This is a genomic window from Streptomyces sp. NRRL B-24572 (assembly GCF_002156145.1).
Lineage (GTDB): Bacteria > Actinomycetota > Actinomycetes > Streptomycetales > Streptomycetaceae > Streptomyces > Streptomyces vietnamensis.
In genome coordinates this window covers 1-15,478 of sequence record NZ_MWIG01000653.1, presented here as the reverse complement: position 1 = coordinate 15,478, position 15,478 = coordinate 1, and the positions used below count along the sequence as shown (strand labels likewise).

General features: G+C 71.7%; 8 protein-coding genes and 1 pseudogene. 6 read left to right on the top strand and 3 right to left on the bottom strand.

The genetic code is table 11. The features are described 5' to 3' along the window. Nucleotides 1-2,214 (bottom strand): bifunctional glycosyltransferase family 2 protein/CDP-glycerol:glycerophosphate glycerophosphotransferase (locus CCN56_RS32775; RefSeq protein WP_086831503.1); only part of this gene is annotated, 2,214 nt, incomplete at its 3' end. A gap of 365 nt (nucleotides 2,215-2,579) precedes the next feature. On the opposite strand from CCN56_RS32775, the gene CCN56_RS32765 reads away from it, so the two are divergent. Beyond that, entirely contained in the window at nucleotides 2,580-6,176 is a 3,597-nt protein-coding gene (locus CCN56_RS32765; RefSeq protein ID WP_086831501.1) for a bifunctional glycosyltransferase/CDP-glycerol:glycerophosphate glycerophosphotransferase, read from the top strand. Nucleotides 6,177-6,250: 74 nt separating this feature from the next. Here the strand turns inward: CCN56_RS32765 and CCN56_RS32760 are convergent, their stop codons facing one another. Beyond that, entirely contained in the window at nucleotides 6,251-8,230 is a 1,980-nt protein-coding gene (locus CCN56_RS32760) for a glycosyltransferase (RefSeq protein ID WP_256962306.1), read from the bottom strand. Nucleotides 8,231-8,478: 248 nt separating this feature from the next. Here CCN56_RS32760 and CCN56_RS32755 point away from each other — a divergent pair, with 248 nt between their 5' ends. The 5 genes from CCN56_RS32755 to CCN56_RS32735 all read left to right on the top strand — a co-directional run bounded on the left by CCN56_RS32755 (nucleotide 8,479) and on the right by CCN56_RS32735 (nucleotide 15,270). After that, the gene (locus CCN56_RS32755) at nucleotides 8,479-9,114 is read left to right on the top strand and encodes a hypothetical protein (RefSeq protein ID WP_086831499.1); all 636 of its coding nucleotides are present in this window, start codon (nucleotides 8,479-8,481) and stop codon (nucleotides 9,112-9,114) included. A 254-nt stretch (nucleotides 9,115-9,368) separates the two neighbouring features. Next, nucleotides 9,369-10,160 (top strand): TIGR03936 family radical SAM-associated protein, encoded by a 792-nt coding sequence (locus CCN56_RS32750; RefSeq protein WP_086831498.1) that lies wholly within the window; start codon nucleotides 9,369-9,371, stop codon nucleotides 10,158-10,160. Nucleotides 10,161-10,394: 234 nt separating this feature from the next. Continuing rightward, nucleotides 10,395-12,800, top strand: coding sequence for a nicotinate-nucleotide--dimethylbenzimidazole phosphoribosyltransferase (gene cobT, locus CCN56_RS32745; RefSeq protein ID WP_256962305.1), 2,406 nt, complete (start codon nucleotides 10,395-10,397; stop codon nucleotides 12,798-12,800). Between the two features lie 332 nt (nucleotides 12,801-13,132). Continuing rightward, the gene (gene cobA, locus CCN56_RS32740) at nucleotides 13,133-14,389 is read left to right on the top strand and encodes a uroporphyrinogen-III C-methyltransferase (protein ID WP_086831497.1); all 1,257 of its coding nucleotides are present in this window, start codon (nucleotides 13,133-13,135) and stop codon (nucleotides 14,387-14,389) included. Nucleotides 14,390-14,451: 62 nt separating this feature from the next. Further along, on the top strand, nucleotides 14,452-15,270 hold the full coding sequence (locus tag CCN56_RS32735; protein ID WP_086831496.1) for an RNA methyltransferase: 819 nt from the start codon (nucleotides 14,452-14,454) through the stop codon (nucleotides 15,268-15,270). Between the two features lie 12 nt (nucleotides 15,271-15,282). On the opposite strand, the pseudogene CCN56_RS43965 reads toward CCN56_RS32735, so the two are convergent. Further along, nucleotides 15,283-15,478: pseudogene (locus CCN56_RS43965) on the bottom strand (serine/threonine protein kinase); the annotation flags it as partial.

Below are 15,478 nucleotides of genomic sequence, written 5' to 3'. Positions count from 1 at the left end.
TTCCTGGACGGGGACGACCGGCGGGCGGGGGCGGTCCTCGGCGAGGAAGACGCGGCGGACGACCCGCTCGGCCGCGAAGCCGTCGTCCCAGGTGCAGAAGCGCTCGCGGAAGGCCTGGCGCAGTGCGGCGGCCGGCTCGCCCTCCCAGGCGCCGCTGCGGAAGGCCTCGATCAGCTGGTCCTCGGTGGTCGCGATGACGCCGGGGGTGTCGCCGGGCTCGCCGGAGAGCAGGTCGAAGGTCACACCGCGGCAGGTGCGGTACATCTCCCAGTCGTCGGCGTACGTCACGATCGGCCGGTCGAGGTTGGCGTAGTCGAACATGATCGAGGAGTAGTCCGTGATCAGCGCGTCGGCCGCCAGGCAGAGCTCCTCCACCGAGGGGTGGCGGGAGACGTCGACGAGGGCGCCCTGCTCGGAGAGGGCGTTCAGCTCCGGGTCGCCGCCGTAGAAGTAGTGGGCGCGGACCAGGAGGACGTAGTCGGGGCCGAGCTCGCGGGCGAAGCGGGCGAGGTCGAGGCGGGAGACGAAGGCGTCCTTCTGGTGGTCGCGCACGGTGGGGGCGTACAGGAGCGCCTTCTTGCCGGCCGCGATGCCGAGCTCGGTGCGGATCCGGCGTACGTCCGCGGCGGTGGCGCGGTAGTAGACGTCGTTGCGGGGGTAGCCGGTGTTCAGGGTCTGGAAGGCGGCAGGGTAGACCCGCTCCCACTGCTCGGTGGAGTGCTGGTTGGAGGAGACGCTCCAGTCCCAGCGGTCGACGCGCTCCAGGAGCTTGTCGAAGTCCATGCTGCGGGCGACGGCCGGGTAGTGCTGCTGGTCGAGGCCCATGCGCTTGAGCGGGGTGCCGTGGTGGGTCTGCAGGTGGATCTGGCCGGGGCGCTTGATCACGGAGTCGGGGAAGTTGACGTTGTTGACCAGGTACTTGGCCCGGGCCATGGCCTTCCAGTAGCCGAAGGTGGCGGGGGCGATCCGGGTGAGGCCGGAGGGGACGCCCTTGGCGTGTTCCTTGTTCACGACCCAGACGCCGCGGATGCCGGGCGCGAGCTTCTTGGCGGCCTCGTGGACGGCGAGGGGGTTGCAGCTGGGGGTGCGGCCCCAGTACGCCGAGTACACGGCGAGGTTCTCGTCGACGGGGAGGCGGCGCTGTACGGCGTAGTAGGCGCGCAGGGCCTTGCGGCCGCCCCAGCGCTTGGACTTGCCGAGGGCGCCGAAGGCCGTCTCGCGGGTGCCGTTGACCGTCTTGAGGGCTTCCCAGGCGGTGTACGAGCCGGTCCGCATGACCTTGAACTTGAGGCCGACCATGCCGGGCGGCGGGGTGAAGCCCGCGGGCTCGTTGCGGCGGTAGGTCTGGCCGGCCTGCTTGAGGTAGGCGCGGCGGTGGCTGCGGGGTATTCGGAAGCCGCGGGCGAAGGTGTAGAGGAAGTGGGAGACCATCCGCTCGAAGACGAGCTTGCGGTACGCGTCGAGGCCGGGGCGGCCCTCGAGGTAGTCGAAGACCCGCTGGTACTGCTCGAAGATCACGAAGTGCTTGCGCGCGGAGCTGCTGCGCATCGAGCTGCCCTGGCGGCGCTGGCGGTACTCGACGACCACGTACTCCAGGCCGGCGACGCGCCGGGCGGCGGCCATGGTCGTGTAGACCATGAGCGCGTCCTCGTAGAGGCCGTCGGTGAAGGCGTAGCCCTCGCCGGTGAAGAAGTCGCGGCGGTAGACGCGGTTCCAGACGACGGCGAAGATCCGGAGCAGTTCGAGGTGGTCGACGGGGTTGACCACCTGGTCGCGGATGCCGGCCAGGATGGGGCCGGTCTTGCTGGTCTCGACCTTGCCGTCGTAGTGGGTGCGGACGTGGTCGAAGATCAGGATCTCGGGGTCGCGGGACTCGGCGAGCCGGTCGGCCATGGCCTGGAGGGAGCCGGGGCGGATCGAGTCGTCGCCGTCGAGGAAGAGCAGGTAGTCGCCGCGGGCGTGTTCGACGCCGGTGTTGCGGGCGGCGCCGATGCCGCCGTTCTGCGCGCGGTGGACGGCCCGGACCCGCGGGTCGCGGGCGGCGAACTCGTCGATGATGGCGCCGCTGCCGTCGACGGAGCAGTCGTCGACCGCGATGACCTCGAAGTCCCGGTAACTCTGTGAGGTCACCGATTCGAGGCACTCGCGGATGTAGCCCTCGACCCCGTACACAGGGATGATCACGCTGAATCGGGGGTTAGCTGCAGCCGGCATGCCGTGTTTCTCCTCAGTCGAACCGCTCGAACGCAGTATGACAGGAGCCCCAACGGCGATCGAACGCCAGAGGCGAGGATCGTCTATCCTGGAGAGCTGCGGTGGCCGGGGGCCACCGCAGAGTCATGTAGCCGAGATCTCCGTGCTCCGCGGCCAGGGCGGACGAGCCGACGGTTAAGCTGCGGACCGGGTACCGGGAGAAGTACTGCAGTTCGACGGTGGGCGTGCGGCCGTCAGGCGGGTCTTCCTCGGAGGGCTTCAGGCGCCCTCTGTCGGTCCGCTGGAAAACCGAAAGCACGCCCCGTCACCCTCTCAGGCGCTCGGCTTGTCGAGCGGGTCTGAAAAGGAAAGGAACGCAGAACTTCATGGCACCCCGGCTCAGCGTCATAGTCCCGATCTACAACGTAGAGCAGTATCTTCCGGCCTGCCTCAACTCGCTCGCGGTGCAGACCTTCCAGGACCTGGAAGTGCTGATGATCGATGACGGGTCCACGGACGGCTCGAACGCGATCGCGGCGGAGTTCGCGGCCAAGGACACCCGCTTCCGGCTGATCCGCAAGGAGAACGCAGGCCTGGGTGCCGCCCGCAACACGGGTCTGGACAGCCTCGCGCCGGAGGCCGAGTTCCTCGCCTTCGTCGACAGTGACGACATGATCCCGCCGGACGCCTACCGGCTGATGATCGAGACCCTGGAGGAGACCGGCTCCTCCTTCGCCACGGGCAACGTCGAGCACATCAACTCGACCAAGGTCTGGCAGTCCCCGATGCACCGCTTCCTCTCCCGGGGCGCGGTCAAGAAGACGCACGTCTCCAGGAAGCGGATGCTCCTGACGGACCGGATCGCCTGCAACAAGGTCTTCCGCCGTGACTTCTGGGAGGCGAACTCCCTGCGCTTCCCCGAGGGCGTGCTGTACGAGGACACCCCGGTCATCGTGCCGGCCCAGTACCTCGCCGAGTCCGTCGACATCATCAGCTCGACCACGTACTACTGGCGTCTGCGCGAGGGCGAGGCGAGCCCCTCGATCACCCAGCGCCGGACCGAGCCCAAGGCCGCCCGGGACCGCGCCTCCGCGGTCGAGTCCGTCAGCCGGTTCCTCGCCGAGCGCAAGGAGCCCCTCGCCGACGAGCTGAAGCGCGAGTACGACCGGACCGTGCTCACCGGCGACCTGCGGATCTTCCTCAACGTGCTGCCCGACGGCGACGACGAGTACCGCGCCGAGTTCCTGCGGGTCGCCAACAAGTACCTCGACCAGGTCGACCTGAAGACGGTCAAGGCGCTGCCCACCGCGCTGCGCGTCAAGTGGCTGCTCGTCCGCAAGCACGCCCTGAACGAGCTGCTCGACTTCATCGAGGCGGAGCGGCTCGGCGAGCCGGTCGAGCTCGACGGCGCCATCCGCAAGTACGCGAAGTTCCCGTCGCTGGACGAGGCCCTGCTGCCCAAGAAGGTCCTGCGCATGGACCAGGACCTGCAGCTCCGCTCCCCGCTGACCGAGCTGGAGTGGCAGGACGGCAAGCTGCGCCTCGCCGGCAACGCCTGGGTCGACCGGGTCGACCAGAACAGCAAGCGCAGCGTCGTCAAGCTGCTGCAGCTGAAGAAGGACGGCACCCAGCGCCGCATCCTCATCCCGCTGGCCAACATCTTCAGCGCCGAGGCCACCACGGCCTCCGGCTACGCGGGACGCGGCCACAGCTTCGACTGGGCCGGCTGGGAGACCGTCATCGACCCGGCCCGCTTCCGCAAGGGCGGCCAGTGGCAGGAGGGCCTCTGGCACGTGGGCATGCGCGTGCTGTCCGGCGGCCTCGTGCGCTCCCGCTCCGTGCACTCGTACGGTTCGGACCGGCGGGCCTACCCTCCGTACCAGTGGCTCGACGAGGACTACCGGATGGTTCCGGAGCTCCGTCGTGCGGCGCTCAAGCTGCGCATCGAGAAGGTGCCGTTCCTGGTCACCGGCTTCGCGTCCGAGGGCGACGGGATCGTCGTCGACGGCGTGTTCCGCGAGTCGGTCGAGGCGGGCACCGCCTTCACCCTGCGGGTCGTCAACCAGAGCAGCGGCGAGATCCTCGAGTACCCGGCCGAGGTCACCGGGACCGCCGGTGGGCGGACCTCGCTGCGGGTCGGCGTCCCGCTGCGTGACATAGCCCTGCTGCCGGAGCACCTGGACACCACGGAGACCGGCGGCGCCGACCCGGCGAAGGCGATGCGCCGCAACTGGAGCACGCAGCTCCAGATCGAGGAGCCGGGCAAGGAGAACCCGCGGAAGGTCCGCGTCGTCGTCAAGGACGGCGTGGCCGACCACCAGGTCGGCCTGCCCGCCTCCTTCGGCGAGGGCGCCGAGCTGAACGAGGTGGCGGTCCTCTCCGGCACCAACGGCTACCTGAAGTTCTCCGGCCGCCCCCTGCGCGCCAAGATCGTCGGCATCTCCGTCGAGGACGGGACCTTCACGATCCGGGGCACCGCCCCCGTGGCGCTCTCCGACCACCACCTGGTCGTCAGCGCGAAGAACCGCTTCGACGAGAAGACCGTGCCGGTGACCGTCGGCGCGGACGGGACCTTCGAGGCGTCCTTCCGTCCCTCCACGATGTCGGGCGCGACCGGCGGGCTGCCGCTCAAGGCCGGCCGCTGGGTCTTCCGCCTGGAGTCCTCCGGCGACGCCCCGGACATGCCGCTGGTCGTGGACCGGCTCGCCGTGCCCCAGTTCCCGCTGGAGGGGGCGCACAACGGCCGCGAGTACCAGCTGGAGGTCCACTGGCAGGACCACCCGCAGCTGAACTGCATGACCGACCTCACGCCGCTGGAGCGGGGCGACAACCGCCAGTACCAGCTGCGCCAGGAGGTGTACGAGCAGGGCCGCGAGCTGCCGCTGCGCGACCAGGTCCTGTACATCAGCTACAACGGCAAGCAGTACTCGGACAGCCCGCGCGCGCTCCACGAGGAGCTGCTGCGCCGCGGCGCGGACGTCGAGCACCTGTGGCTGGTCCGCGACGGCCAGGTCGAGCTGCCGGACACGGTCGCCCCGGTCCGCTTCCAGGGCACCGAGTGGTACGAGGCGCTGGCGCGCTCGCGCTACATCGTCACCAACGCCCACCTGCCGCACTGGATCAAGCGGCGCCCGGGCCAGGTGATCGTGCAGGCGTGGCACGGCACGATGCTGAAGAAGATCGGCCTGGACATCGACGCGCCGAAGTTCGACCCGAACTACCACGAGCGGCTGGTCAAGGAAGCCGCGAACTGGAACATCCTGGTCTCGTCGAACCGCTTCAGCACGCCCATCCTGAAGCGCGCCATGGGCTACGACGGCCTGATCGCCGAGATCGGCTACCCGCGCAACGACTACCTGTACGCCGAGGACCGCGACGAGCGGGCCAAGGAGGTCCGGGAGCGTCTCGGGCTGCCCGAGGGCAAGAAGGTCGTGCTGTACGCGCCGACCTGGCGTGACGACCTGTCGCACGCGCGCGGCCAGTTCAAGTTCGACCTCCGGGTCGACCTGGAGGACGCCCGCCGCCGTCTCGGCGACGACCACGTCTTCCTGATCCGCCGTCACTCCAACATCGTGGACAGCATCCCGGGTGCGGGGAACGGCTTCGTCTTCGACGTCTCCGAGTACCCGGACATCGCGGACCTGTACGTGGCCGCCGACATCATGATCACGGACTACTCCTCGGTCATGTTCGACTACGCGCACCTGCGTCGTCCGATGCTGTTCTTCACGTACGACCTGGAGCACTACCGGGACAAGCTGCGCGGCTTCTACTTCGACTTCGAGAACGACGCCCCGGGTCCGCTCATCGGCACGTCCGACGAGCTGATCAAGGCGATCCGCGAGGTCGACGAGGTCGCGGGCGAGTACCAGGAGAAGTACGACAGGTTCCACCACCTCTTCTGCGACCTGGACGACGGCCACGCGGCCTCGCGTCTGGCCGACCTGATGTTCAAGACGGCGGAGGACGGCGCGCCGCTGTAGCAGGCGCCCGCGACACACGGAGGAGCCCCGGTCCGCAGCTGCGGACCGGGGCTCCTCCGTGTGCGGTGTACCGGTTACTTCTTGTCGATGATCTTCAGCGACAGCTGGCCGTTGCTGGAGAAGTACGGGCGCAGCTCGTGCTTGGCCGGGGCGACGGCGGCGGGTACGGCGGACAGCCGGCCCCGCCAGCCGCCCTTCGCCCTGGGCTTGGCCTCGGCGGCCTGGACCGGGGCGCCGGACTGCTTCACCACCGGGTACGGGTAGGTGAAGACGTCCATCGGGACGAGCACGTCGGTGGCCAGCTTGCAGACGCGGATCCGGGCGGAGGTCTGGTCCGGCAGCAGCCAGAGGTCCCAGACGTCCTCGGTGCCGGGCTGGTGGAGGCGGGCCGCGGCGGCGTTGTCCAGGGAGGCCGTGAAGCGTCCGTCGGCGCCGGCCTTCACCGGGAAGCTGAAGTTCTTGTCGGCCTCCTTGCGGTGGACGGCCTCGATCACGCTGCCGGTGCCGGGCTCGACGCCCCAGGCCGCGGCGTCGATGTCGATCGAGGTGGCGCCGGCCTTCAGGCCCGCGACCTCCACGTGCTGGGCGCGCACCCGGCTCTGCACCCGCAGCGTGCCGTCCGTGTGGGCGTGCGGCAGCAGCAGCGAGAGGGCGGGGCCCTCGGCGCGGGGCAGTTCGAGGGAGAGGATCTGGAGGGTGTCGCAGCCGGTCGAGCGCAGCGGCAGGTCGAAGCCGGCGGCGCGGATCTGCAGCTCCCAGTCGCCCTCGACGAGCGTGCCGAGCGTGGGGACCAGCGCCTCGCCGCCGACGAAGGGGAGGACGACCTCGTCGGCCTTCTTGCGGACGTCCTTGCAGACCAGCTCGGCGTCGCTGCCGGCGGGCAGCCCCTCGACCCTCACCCGGACGTCGCCCTGCGGGGTGACCACGGCGGCGGCCGTGCGGGGGGTGGCCCGGCGGGCCCGCATGGTCTCCACGAGCTGCTCGAAGCGGGCGGCGGTCTCGGCCTCCTGGAAGCGGACCACGTTGGCCACCGCGGCGGCCGCCATCTTCCGGCGCAGGTCCTCGTCGGCCATGAGCTTCTCGATGTGCTCGGCGAGCGCCTTCTTGTCGCCGAGCGGCACGACGTAGCCGTCCTCGCCCTGCGTGATGATGTTGCGCGGGCCGTGCGGCGCGTCGTAGGCGACCGCCGGCAGGCCGGCCGCCATCGCCTCGACGGTGACGTTGCCGAAGGCCTCCAGGCGGGAGGGCAGGACGAAGATCGACGCCTTGGCGAACTCCGGGGTGACCGGGGTGGCCGGGCCCATCAGGAAGACCTGGTTGTTGCTGTCCGTCTCGTTGATCTTCTTGCGCAGGTTGGCGCGCTCGGGGCCGGAGCCGTAGATCCGCAGGCTCCAGTCCGGGTGGCGCGGCGCCACGGTGGAGAAGGCCTCGATGAGGTCGGCGAAGCCCTTGTGCGGCTTGAGCAGGCCGGCGGTGACGACGATCTTGTTGTCGCCGGTGGACATCTGGCCCTCGTGGGCCGGGATGCAGTTGGGCATCGGGGAGAGCAGGTGGCTCACGGCGGGGACGACCCCGGCGATGGTCCGGCACTCGTCCGGCGTGGGCGCGGTGATCGCGTCCATCTTCGGGTACGCGTCCCGGAAGAGGGCGTCCCGGATGTGCGGGCCGTACTGGGCGGGCCGCGAGTGCTCCATGGCGACCTTGAGGAAGTCGCCCTCCGCGTAGGCCAGCATGATGGTGATCTTGGGGTTGTTGCTGACCACGACGTCGGCGTCGGTCGTGGCCAGGTACTCCATCAGCCGCTTCTCCGCCAGACGACCGATCCACGGCTTCTTGTCCGTGGGCTCGTTCGGGTAGATGTGCGGGAACTGCTCGAGCTGCGGGTCGTCGCCGTCGTAGGTGTGGGAGTGCTTCCGGTAGTCCGAGAGGGCGATGGTCTTCACCCGGGGGTCGAGCGGGAAGAACGCCTGGTCGCGGTTGCGGCGGAGGGAGACCAGCTCGACCTCGTGGTGGTCCGCGAGCGCCTTGGCCAGGTTGTGGATCGCGCTGACCACGCCGCCGATGTGACAGCGGTCTACCAGGAGGAAGGATATTTTCACGCCGAGCCTCGATGTCTGCGGATTGGGAAGGGACCCCCGACGGCCGGGGAGGTGACGCACCTTAGGTTACGGGGCCGGGTCCCGGAAGCGGGGGCGCTCCGTCCGTACCGTACGGCCGTCCCGGGCGGAGCCGCCGCGTAACGCCTTGGTCTCTTTCGGCCGCGGCGGAAAACCGCCGGGCACCCCGATACGTCGTTCTGGGCATGAACACGGAAAACCCGGGCTGTCTCACGGGCGTGGCGCGCGCCATCGCCCTCGTCGTCGTCCTGCCCGTCCGGCTGGTCTGGGACGCGCTCGCCTGGTGCTTCCGGCAGCTCTGGCGCTGGATCCTCGCCCCGGTCGGCCACGCCCTGGGGTGGCTGCTCCACCACCTCGTCGTCATTCCCCTCCAATGGCTGTGGAAGTGGGTCCTCGCCCCGGTCGGCCGGGCCCTGTGGTGGCTGATCGACCTGCTCGTCGTCATTCCCCTCCAATGGCTGTGGAAGTGGGTGCTCGCCCCCGTCGGCAAGGCCCTCTGGTGGGTCGTCGACCTCCTCCTCGTCACCCCGCTCACCTGGCTCTGGCGGTACGTGCTCGGCCCCGTCTGCCGCTTCGTCGGCGCGGCCCTCGCCTGGGCCTGGCGGATCGCCGGACAGGTCTCGCGGGCGATCGGCCGGGCGATCCGCTGGGTCCTGTGGAACGCGGTCGGCCGTCCCCTCGCCTGGGTGTACCGGGCGGTCCTCACCCCCGTCGGCCACTGGCTGCGCACCTGGGTGTGGGAGCCCGCCGCCGTCGTCGGCCGTGCCGTCCGCGCCGCCGCCCGGGAGGTGCGGACCGCCCTCTTCGGCGGCCCCCGCTGATCCGCCCGCCCGCCTCCACGGCGCCCCGCCGGGGAACCCGAGGTGGCCCGGGCGCGTACTCTGGGTAGTACAAGGAACGTCCTCGGCGCGGCGCCCGCCCCCGAGATCTCCACGCCACGGGCGGGGGTGATCCGGGCGGGAGCCCACGGGACACCCAAGAGCTTCCGGGCGGAGCGCCACCCGCGCCCGCCCCGCACCGAGGAGAAGAACCACTGGGCAAGCGACAGCCCGAAGGCCCGCCGCCCGCACCGGCGGTGCAGCGCATCCGACTGCGCTACACCAAGCGCGGCCGCCTCCGGTTCACCAGCCACCGTGACTTCCAGCGCGCCTTCGAGCGCGCGCTGCGCCGTGCCGAGGTGCCCATGGCGTACTCGGCGGGCTTCACCCCGCACCCCAAGGTGTCGTACGCCAACGCCGCCCCGACGGGCACGGGCTCCGAGGCCGAGTACCTGGAGATCGCGCTCACCGAGGCCCGCGACCCGGAGACCCTCCGGGTCCTGCTCGACGAGTCCCTCCCCACCGGCCTCGACATCACCGACGCCGTCGAGGCCCGGACCTCGGGTCTCGCCGACCGGCTCACCGCCTCCGTGTGGGAGCTGCGCCTGGAGGGCGTCGCCGTCGAGGAGGCCGAGAAGGCCGTCGAGGCGTTTCTCGCCGCCGAGACGGTGGAAGTACAGCGCAAGACCAAGAACGGAGTCCGCACCTTCGACGCCCGTTCCGCGGTCACCGAGCTGACGGCCGCCCGTCCCCAGGGCGATCCCCAGGGTGATAGGCCGCTGGACAGCGCCTGTGCGATACTGCGCCTGGTTGTTCGGCACGTGACACCTGCCGTGCGACCCGACGACGTCCTGTCCGGTCTCCGAGCTGTGGCCGACCTGGCGCCGCCGGTCCCCGCAGCGGTGACCAGGCTGGCGCAGGGGCTCTTCGACGAGGAGTCCGGCACGGTGACCGACCCGCTCGCGCCCGACCGCGAGGCAGTCACGGCCGCTTCACCCACGGCCGCCGGGACCGCCTCAGCGACGGCGCCGGGTGCCGGTACCGCGTAGGGAGCGGTCGTCGTAGCGCCGCCCTGGTACTCGGGAGCCACCTGGGTCGGGCAGCGCACTGACCAGGAGACTTTCGCCAGGCCGTCCGCACAGGGCGTACGGAACCGGCGAGCCAGACACTTCAGCTCCCGTGCGGCGCCCGCGCCCCGGACGGCGGCACCGCGCCACAGGCGCGACCGTGCCGCCGGACCGGAACCAGGCGCGGCGCCCGGGAGCGTGACGGGAGAACCCCGCATGCTTGAGTCCAACGAAGACACCAACGCCCCCGGTGACAAGCTGCCGCCGCGCCGCAGGCGCCGCGCCGCTTCCCGCCCCGCCGGTCCGCCGGTGACGGGCGCGACCGCCGACACCCCCACCGCGGAGGCCGTGGAGGCCCCCGCCGTGGAGGCCGCCCCGGTCGAGGCCGAGGCCGCCCCCGCGCCGCGCACCCGCCGCCGCGCCACCCGCAAGGCCACCGCGCCTGCCGCCGCCGCGGAGACCGTGGCCGAGCAGGTCGTGGAGCCGGTGGCGCAGGCCGTACCGGAGGCAGCGGCCCCGGAAGAGCCCGCGACCGCGGAGATCCCCGCCGAGACCCCGGCCGAAGCCCCCGCGCAGCCCCAGGCCGAAGAGCCGACGGAGGCCCCGGTGGAGGCTGTGGCGGAGGCCGTGGCCGAAGAGATCCCGGCAGTGGCCGAGGACCTTCCCGAGCAGCAGGTGGCGGCACAGCCCGAGGCGGAGCCGCAGGTCCAGCCGAACACCGAGGCCGAGGTCCAGGCGCAGCCGGAGGCCGAGGCGGAGACCCAGCCGCAGCCGGAAGCCGAGGCGGAGACCCAGCCGCAGCCGGAGGCCGAGGCGGAGACCCAGGCGCAGCCGGAGGCCGAGACGGAGCTTCAGGAACTCTCGGAGACCGACGCGGAGGCGCGCCCGGACGCCCCGGCCCCGGGCTACGACGACGCCGAGCGCGAAGCAGTGCTCCGCGTGATGCGCGAGCGCCGCGACATCCGCAACGGCTTCCGCAGCGACCCGATCCCGCACGAGGTGCTCCTCCGCGTTCTGGAAGCGGCCCACACGGCGCCCAGCGTGGGCCACTCGCAGCCCTGGGACTTCGTCGTCATCCGCTCGGCCGAGACGCGGCAGACGATGCACGAGCTGGCCCAGCGTCAGCGCGAGGCCTACGCCAAGTCGCTGCCGAAGGCCCGGGCGAAGCAGTTCAAGGAACTGAAGATCGAGGCCATCCTCGACACCCCGGTGAACATCGTGGTGACCGCCGACCCCACCCGGGGCGGCCGCCACACGCTCGGCCGCTACACGCAGCCGCAGATGGCCCCGTACTCCTCGGCGCTCGCCGTCGAGAACCTCTGGCTGGCGGCCCGCGCCGAGGGCCTGGGCGTCGGCTGGGTCAGCTTCTTCGACGAGCGCGAGATGGTCCGCGCCCTCGGCCTCCCCGAGCACCTCGAAGTGGTCGCGTACCTCTGCGTGGGCTACGTCGACGAGTTCCCGGAGGAGCCCGAGCTGATGCAGGCGGGCTGGTCCAAGCGCCGCCCGCTGGCCTGGGTCGTCCACGAGGAGACGTACGGCCGCCGCGCGCTGCCCGGCGAGGAGCCGCACGACCTCCTCCAGGAGACCGTCGCGAACATCCGCCCGCTGGACGCCAAGGCGCTCGGCGAGGCGTGGGAACGGCAGAAGCGCATGACCAAGCCCGCCGGGGCCCTGGGCATGCTGGAGATCATCTCCGCGCAGCTCTCGGGTCTGTCCCGGGTCTGCCCGCCCCCGATCCCGGAGCCGGCCGCCGTGGCGATCTTCGCCGGCGACCACGGTGTCCACGCCCAGGGCGTCACCCCGTGGCCGCAGGAGGTCACGGGCCAGATGGTGGCCAACTTCCTCGGCGGGGGAGCGGTCTGCAACGCGTTCGCGAACCAGGTCGGGGCGGAGGTCTGCGTCATCGACGTGGGCGTGAAGTCGGAACTCCCGGCCACCCCTGGCCTCCTGCCCCGCAAGGTCCGCCCGGGCACGGGCGACTTCACCACGGGCCCGGCGATGACCCGCGAGGAAGTCCTGGCGGCGATCGAGGTCGGCATCGAAACGGCCCGTGACCTCGTAGCAGCCGGCAACAAGGCCTTGCTCACGGGCGAGATGGGCATCGCGAACACCACGGCCTCCGCCGCACTGATCTCGGTCTACACGGGCGTGGACGCGGCCGAGGTCACGGGCCGGGGCACGGGCATCAACGACGAGACGCACGCCCGCAAGGTGGACGTGGTCCGGCGCGCCCTGGACCTGCACAAGCCGGACCCGGCGGACCCGATCGGCGTCCTGTCGGCGATCGGCGGCCTGGAGCACGCGGCCCTCGTGGGCCTGATCCTGGGCGCGGCGTCGCTCCGCACCCCGGTCATCCTGGACGGCGTGTCCACGGGCGCGGCGGCCCTGGTCGCCCGCGCCATCGCCCCCGAGTCCCTGGCGGCGTGCATCGCGGGCCACCGCAGCGCGGAGCCGGGCCACGTGGCGGCGCTCAACAAGCTGGGCCTGCGCCCGCTGGTGGACCTGGACCTGCGCCTCGGCGAGGGCACGGGCGCGCTCCTGGCCCTCCCGCTGGTCCAGAGCGCGGCACGCGCGATGCACGAGGTGGCCACGTTCGACTCGGCGGGAGTCACCGAGAAGTAGGACCACGGCGCGTCCCCCACCCGCGAACGGGAGTGGGGGACGCGCCGGAACCGGGTTCGGGACGTAAAGCGTGATGTGTGGCGCGTAAGGGCCCTGAAAACCGCGGGCCCCGCAGGCGCCGTGAATCATGCAGTCCCGAACCCGGTTCCGGAGCGGCCCCCACGCACCCGCCCACCGGCCGGGGCATCCGTCGCACCCGCCCACCGGCCGGGGGACATCCGTCACACCCAGCAACCCCCAGGTCACCGCTATCGTGACCATGCACGAGCCGCTCCACCGCAGCAGCGGCACCCTCGCCCGCACCGCCACGCTCTCCGAGGAGCCGCTCACCCATGGCAGAGAACGCCGAGCACCCCGCCTACCCCGTCGGACTGCGCCTCGCCGGCCGCCGCGTCGTCGTCCTCGGCGGCGGCCAGGTGGCCCAGCGCCGCCTCCCGGCCCTGATCGCCGCGGGAGCGGAGATCACCCTGATCTCGCCCTCCGCGACCCCGTCCGTGGACGCGATGGCGGAGACGGGCGAGATCACCTGGATCAAGCGGCGGTACGAGGAGGGCGACCTGGCGGACGCCTGGTACGCCCTGGTGGCGACGACGGACCCGGCGGCGAACGCCGCGGCCTCGGCCGAGGCGGAGCGAACCAGGACCTGGTGCGTACGAGCGGACGACGCCGAAGCGGCAACGGCCTGGACCCCGGCGACGGGCCGCGACGCGGGCGTGACCGTCGCGGTGCTCACGGGCCACGACCCCCGCCGCTCCGCAGCAGTACGGGACGCGATCGTCGAGGGCCTCCGCGACGGCTCGATCGCCGCGCCCGCGTACCGCTCCCGCACCCCCTTCGTAGCCCTGGTGGGCGGCGGCCCGGGCGACCCGGACCTGATCACGGTCCGGGGCCGCCGGCTGCTCACGGAGGCGGACGTGGTCATCGCGGACCGGCTCGGCCCCCGCGACCTCCTGGACGAGCTGCCGCCGCACGTCGAGGTGATCGACGCGGCGAAGATCCCGTACGGCCGCTTCATGGCCCAGGAGGCCATCAACAACGCGCTGATCGAGCACGCGAAGCAGGGCAAGTCGGTGGTCCGCCTCAAGGGTGGAGACCCCTTCGTCTTCGGCCGGGGCATGGAGGAGGCGCAGGCCCTGGCCGCCGAGGGAATCGCCTGCACGGTGGTCCCGGGCATCTCCAGCTCGATCTCGGTCCCGGGAGCGGCCGGCATCCCGGTGACGCACCGCGGGGTGGCCCACGAGTTCACGGTGGTCAGCGGCCACGTCGCCCCGGACGACCCGCGCTCCCTCGTGGACTGGGCGTCGCTGGCGAAGCTCACGGGCACGCTCGTGATCCTCATGGGCGTGGACAAGATCGGCAAGATCGCCGAGGCGCTCATCGCCCACGGCAAGAGCCCGGACACCCCCCTGGCCCTGGTCCAGGAGGGCACGACGGCGACGCAGCGCCGGGTGGACGCGACGCTGGCGACGGTCGCGGAGACGGTCGAGGCGGAGGAGGTCCGCCCGCCTGCGGTCATCGTCATCGGCGCCGTGGTGACCGAGGGCCCCGACAAGCTGACGAAGGACCACGGAAGCGACACCCCGGAGTAACCAGGGGTAACCAAACCTTCCCGCACATTGGCACCACACCCCGGACAAGGCAGTATCACCTCGTGGCCGAACTCATCACGATCGACGACCCCGACGACCCGCGCCTGCGCGACTACACCGGCCTGACCGACGTCGAGCTCCGCCGCAGGCGCGAGCCGGCCGAGGGCCTGTTCATCGCGGAGGGCGAGAAGGTCATCCGCCGGGCCAGGCAGGCCGGGTACGAGATGCGGTCGATGCTGCTCTCCGCCAAGTGGGTGGACGTCATGCGGGACGTCATCGACGAGGTCCCGGCGCCGGTGTACGCGATCCAGCCGGACCTCGCGGAACGCGTCACCGGCTACCACGTGCACCGCGGCGCGCTCGCCTCGATGCAGCGCAAGCCGCTGCCGGACGCGGCCGAACTCCTCGCCGACGCCCGCCGGGTGGTGGTGATGGAGTCGGTGAACGACCACACGAACATCGGGGCCATCTTCCGCAGCGCCGCCGCGCTCGGCATGGACGCGGTCCTGCTGTCCCCGGACTGCGCGGACCCGCTGTACCGGCGCTCGGTGAAGGTGTCGATGGGCGCGGTCTTCTCCGTCCCGTACGCGCGCCTGGACGCCTGGCCCCGAGGCCTGGAGGCGGTGCGGGAGGCGGGCTTCAAGCTCCTCGCCCTCACCCCGGCGGAGAAGGCGACCTCGATCGACGAGGCCGCCCCGCACCGCCTGGACCGGGTGGCGCTGATGCTGGGAGCGGAGGGCGACGGCCTGTCCACGCAGGCGCTGCGTGCCGCCGACGAGTGGGTCCGCATCCCGATGGCCCACGGGGTCGATTCACTGAACGTGGGCGCGGCGGCGGCGGTCGCGTTCTACGCGGTGGCGACGGGCCGCCCGGAAGCCTGACCTCCTGGGGGACTACCCCTGAAGGGCCTGAGCGGCGGCGATGCCGAGGGCCACGACGAGCGTCACGACCACGAACACGAAGAGCCGCTGCCGCAGCAGCCGAGGGTTGGCGGGGCGGCGGCCGGTCGACGTGGACCGGGCGCCGGGCCGGGTCCCGGGCCGGGACTGAGGCCCGCGCGACCCCCCGGTCCGGGGTCCGGACCCCGGA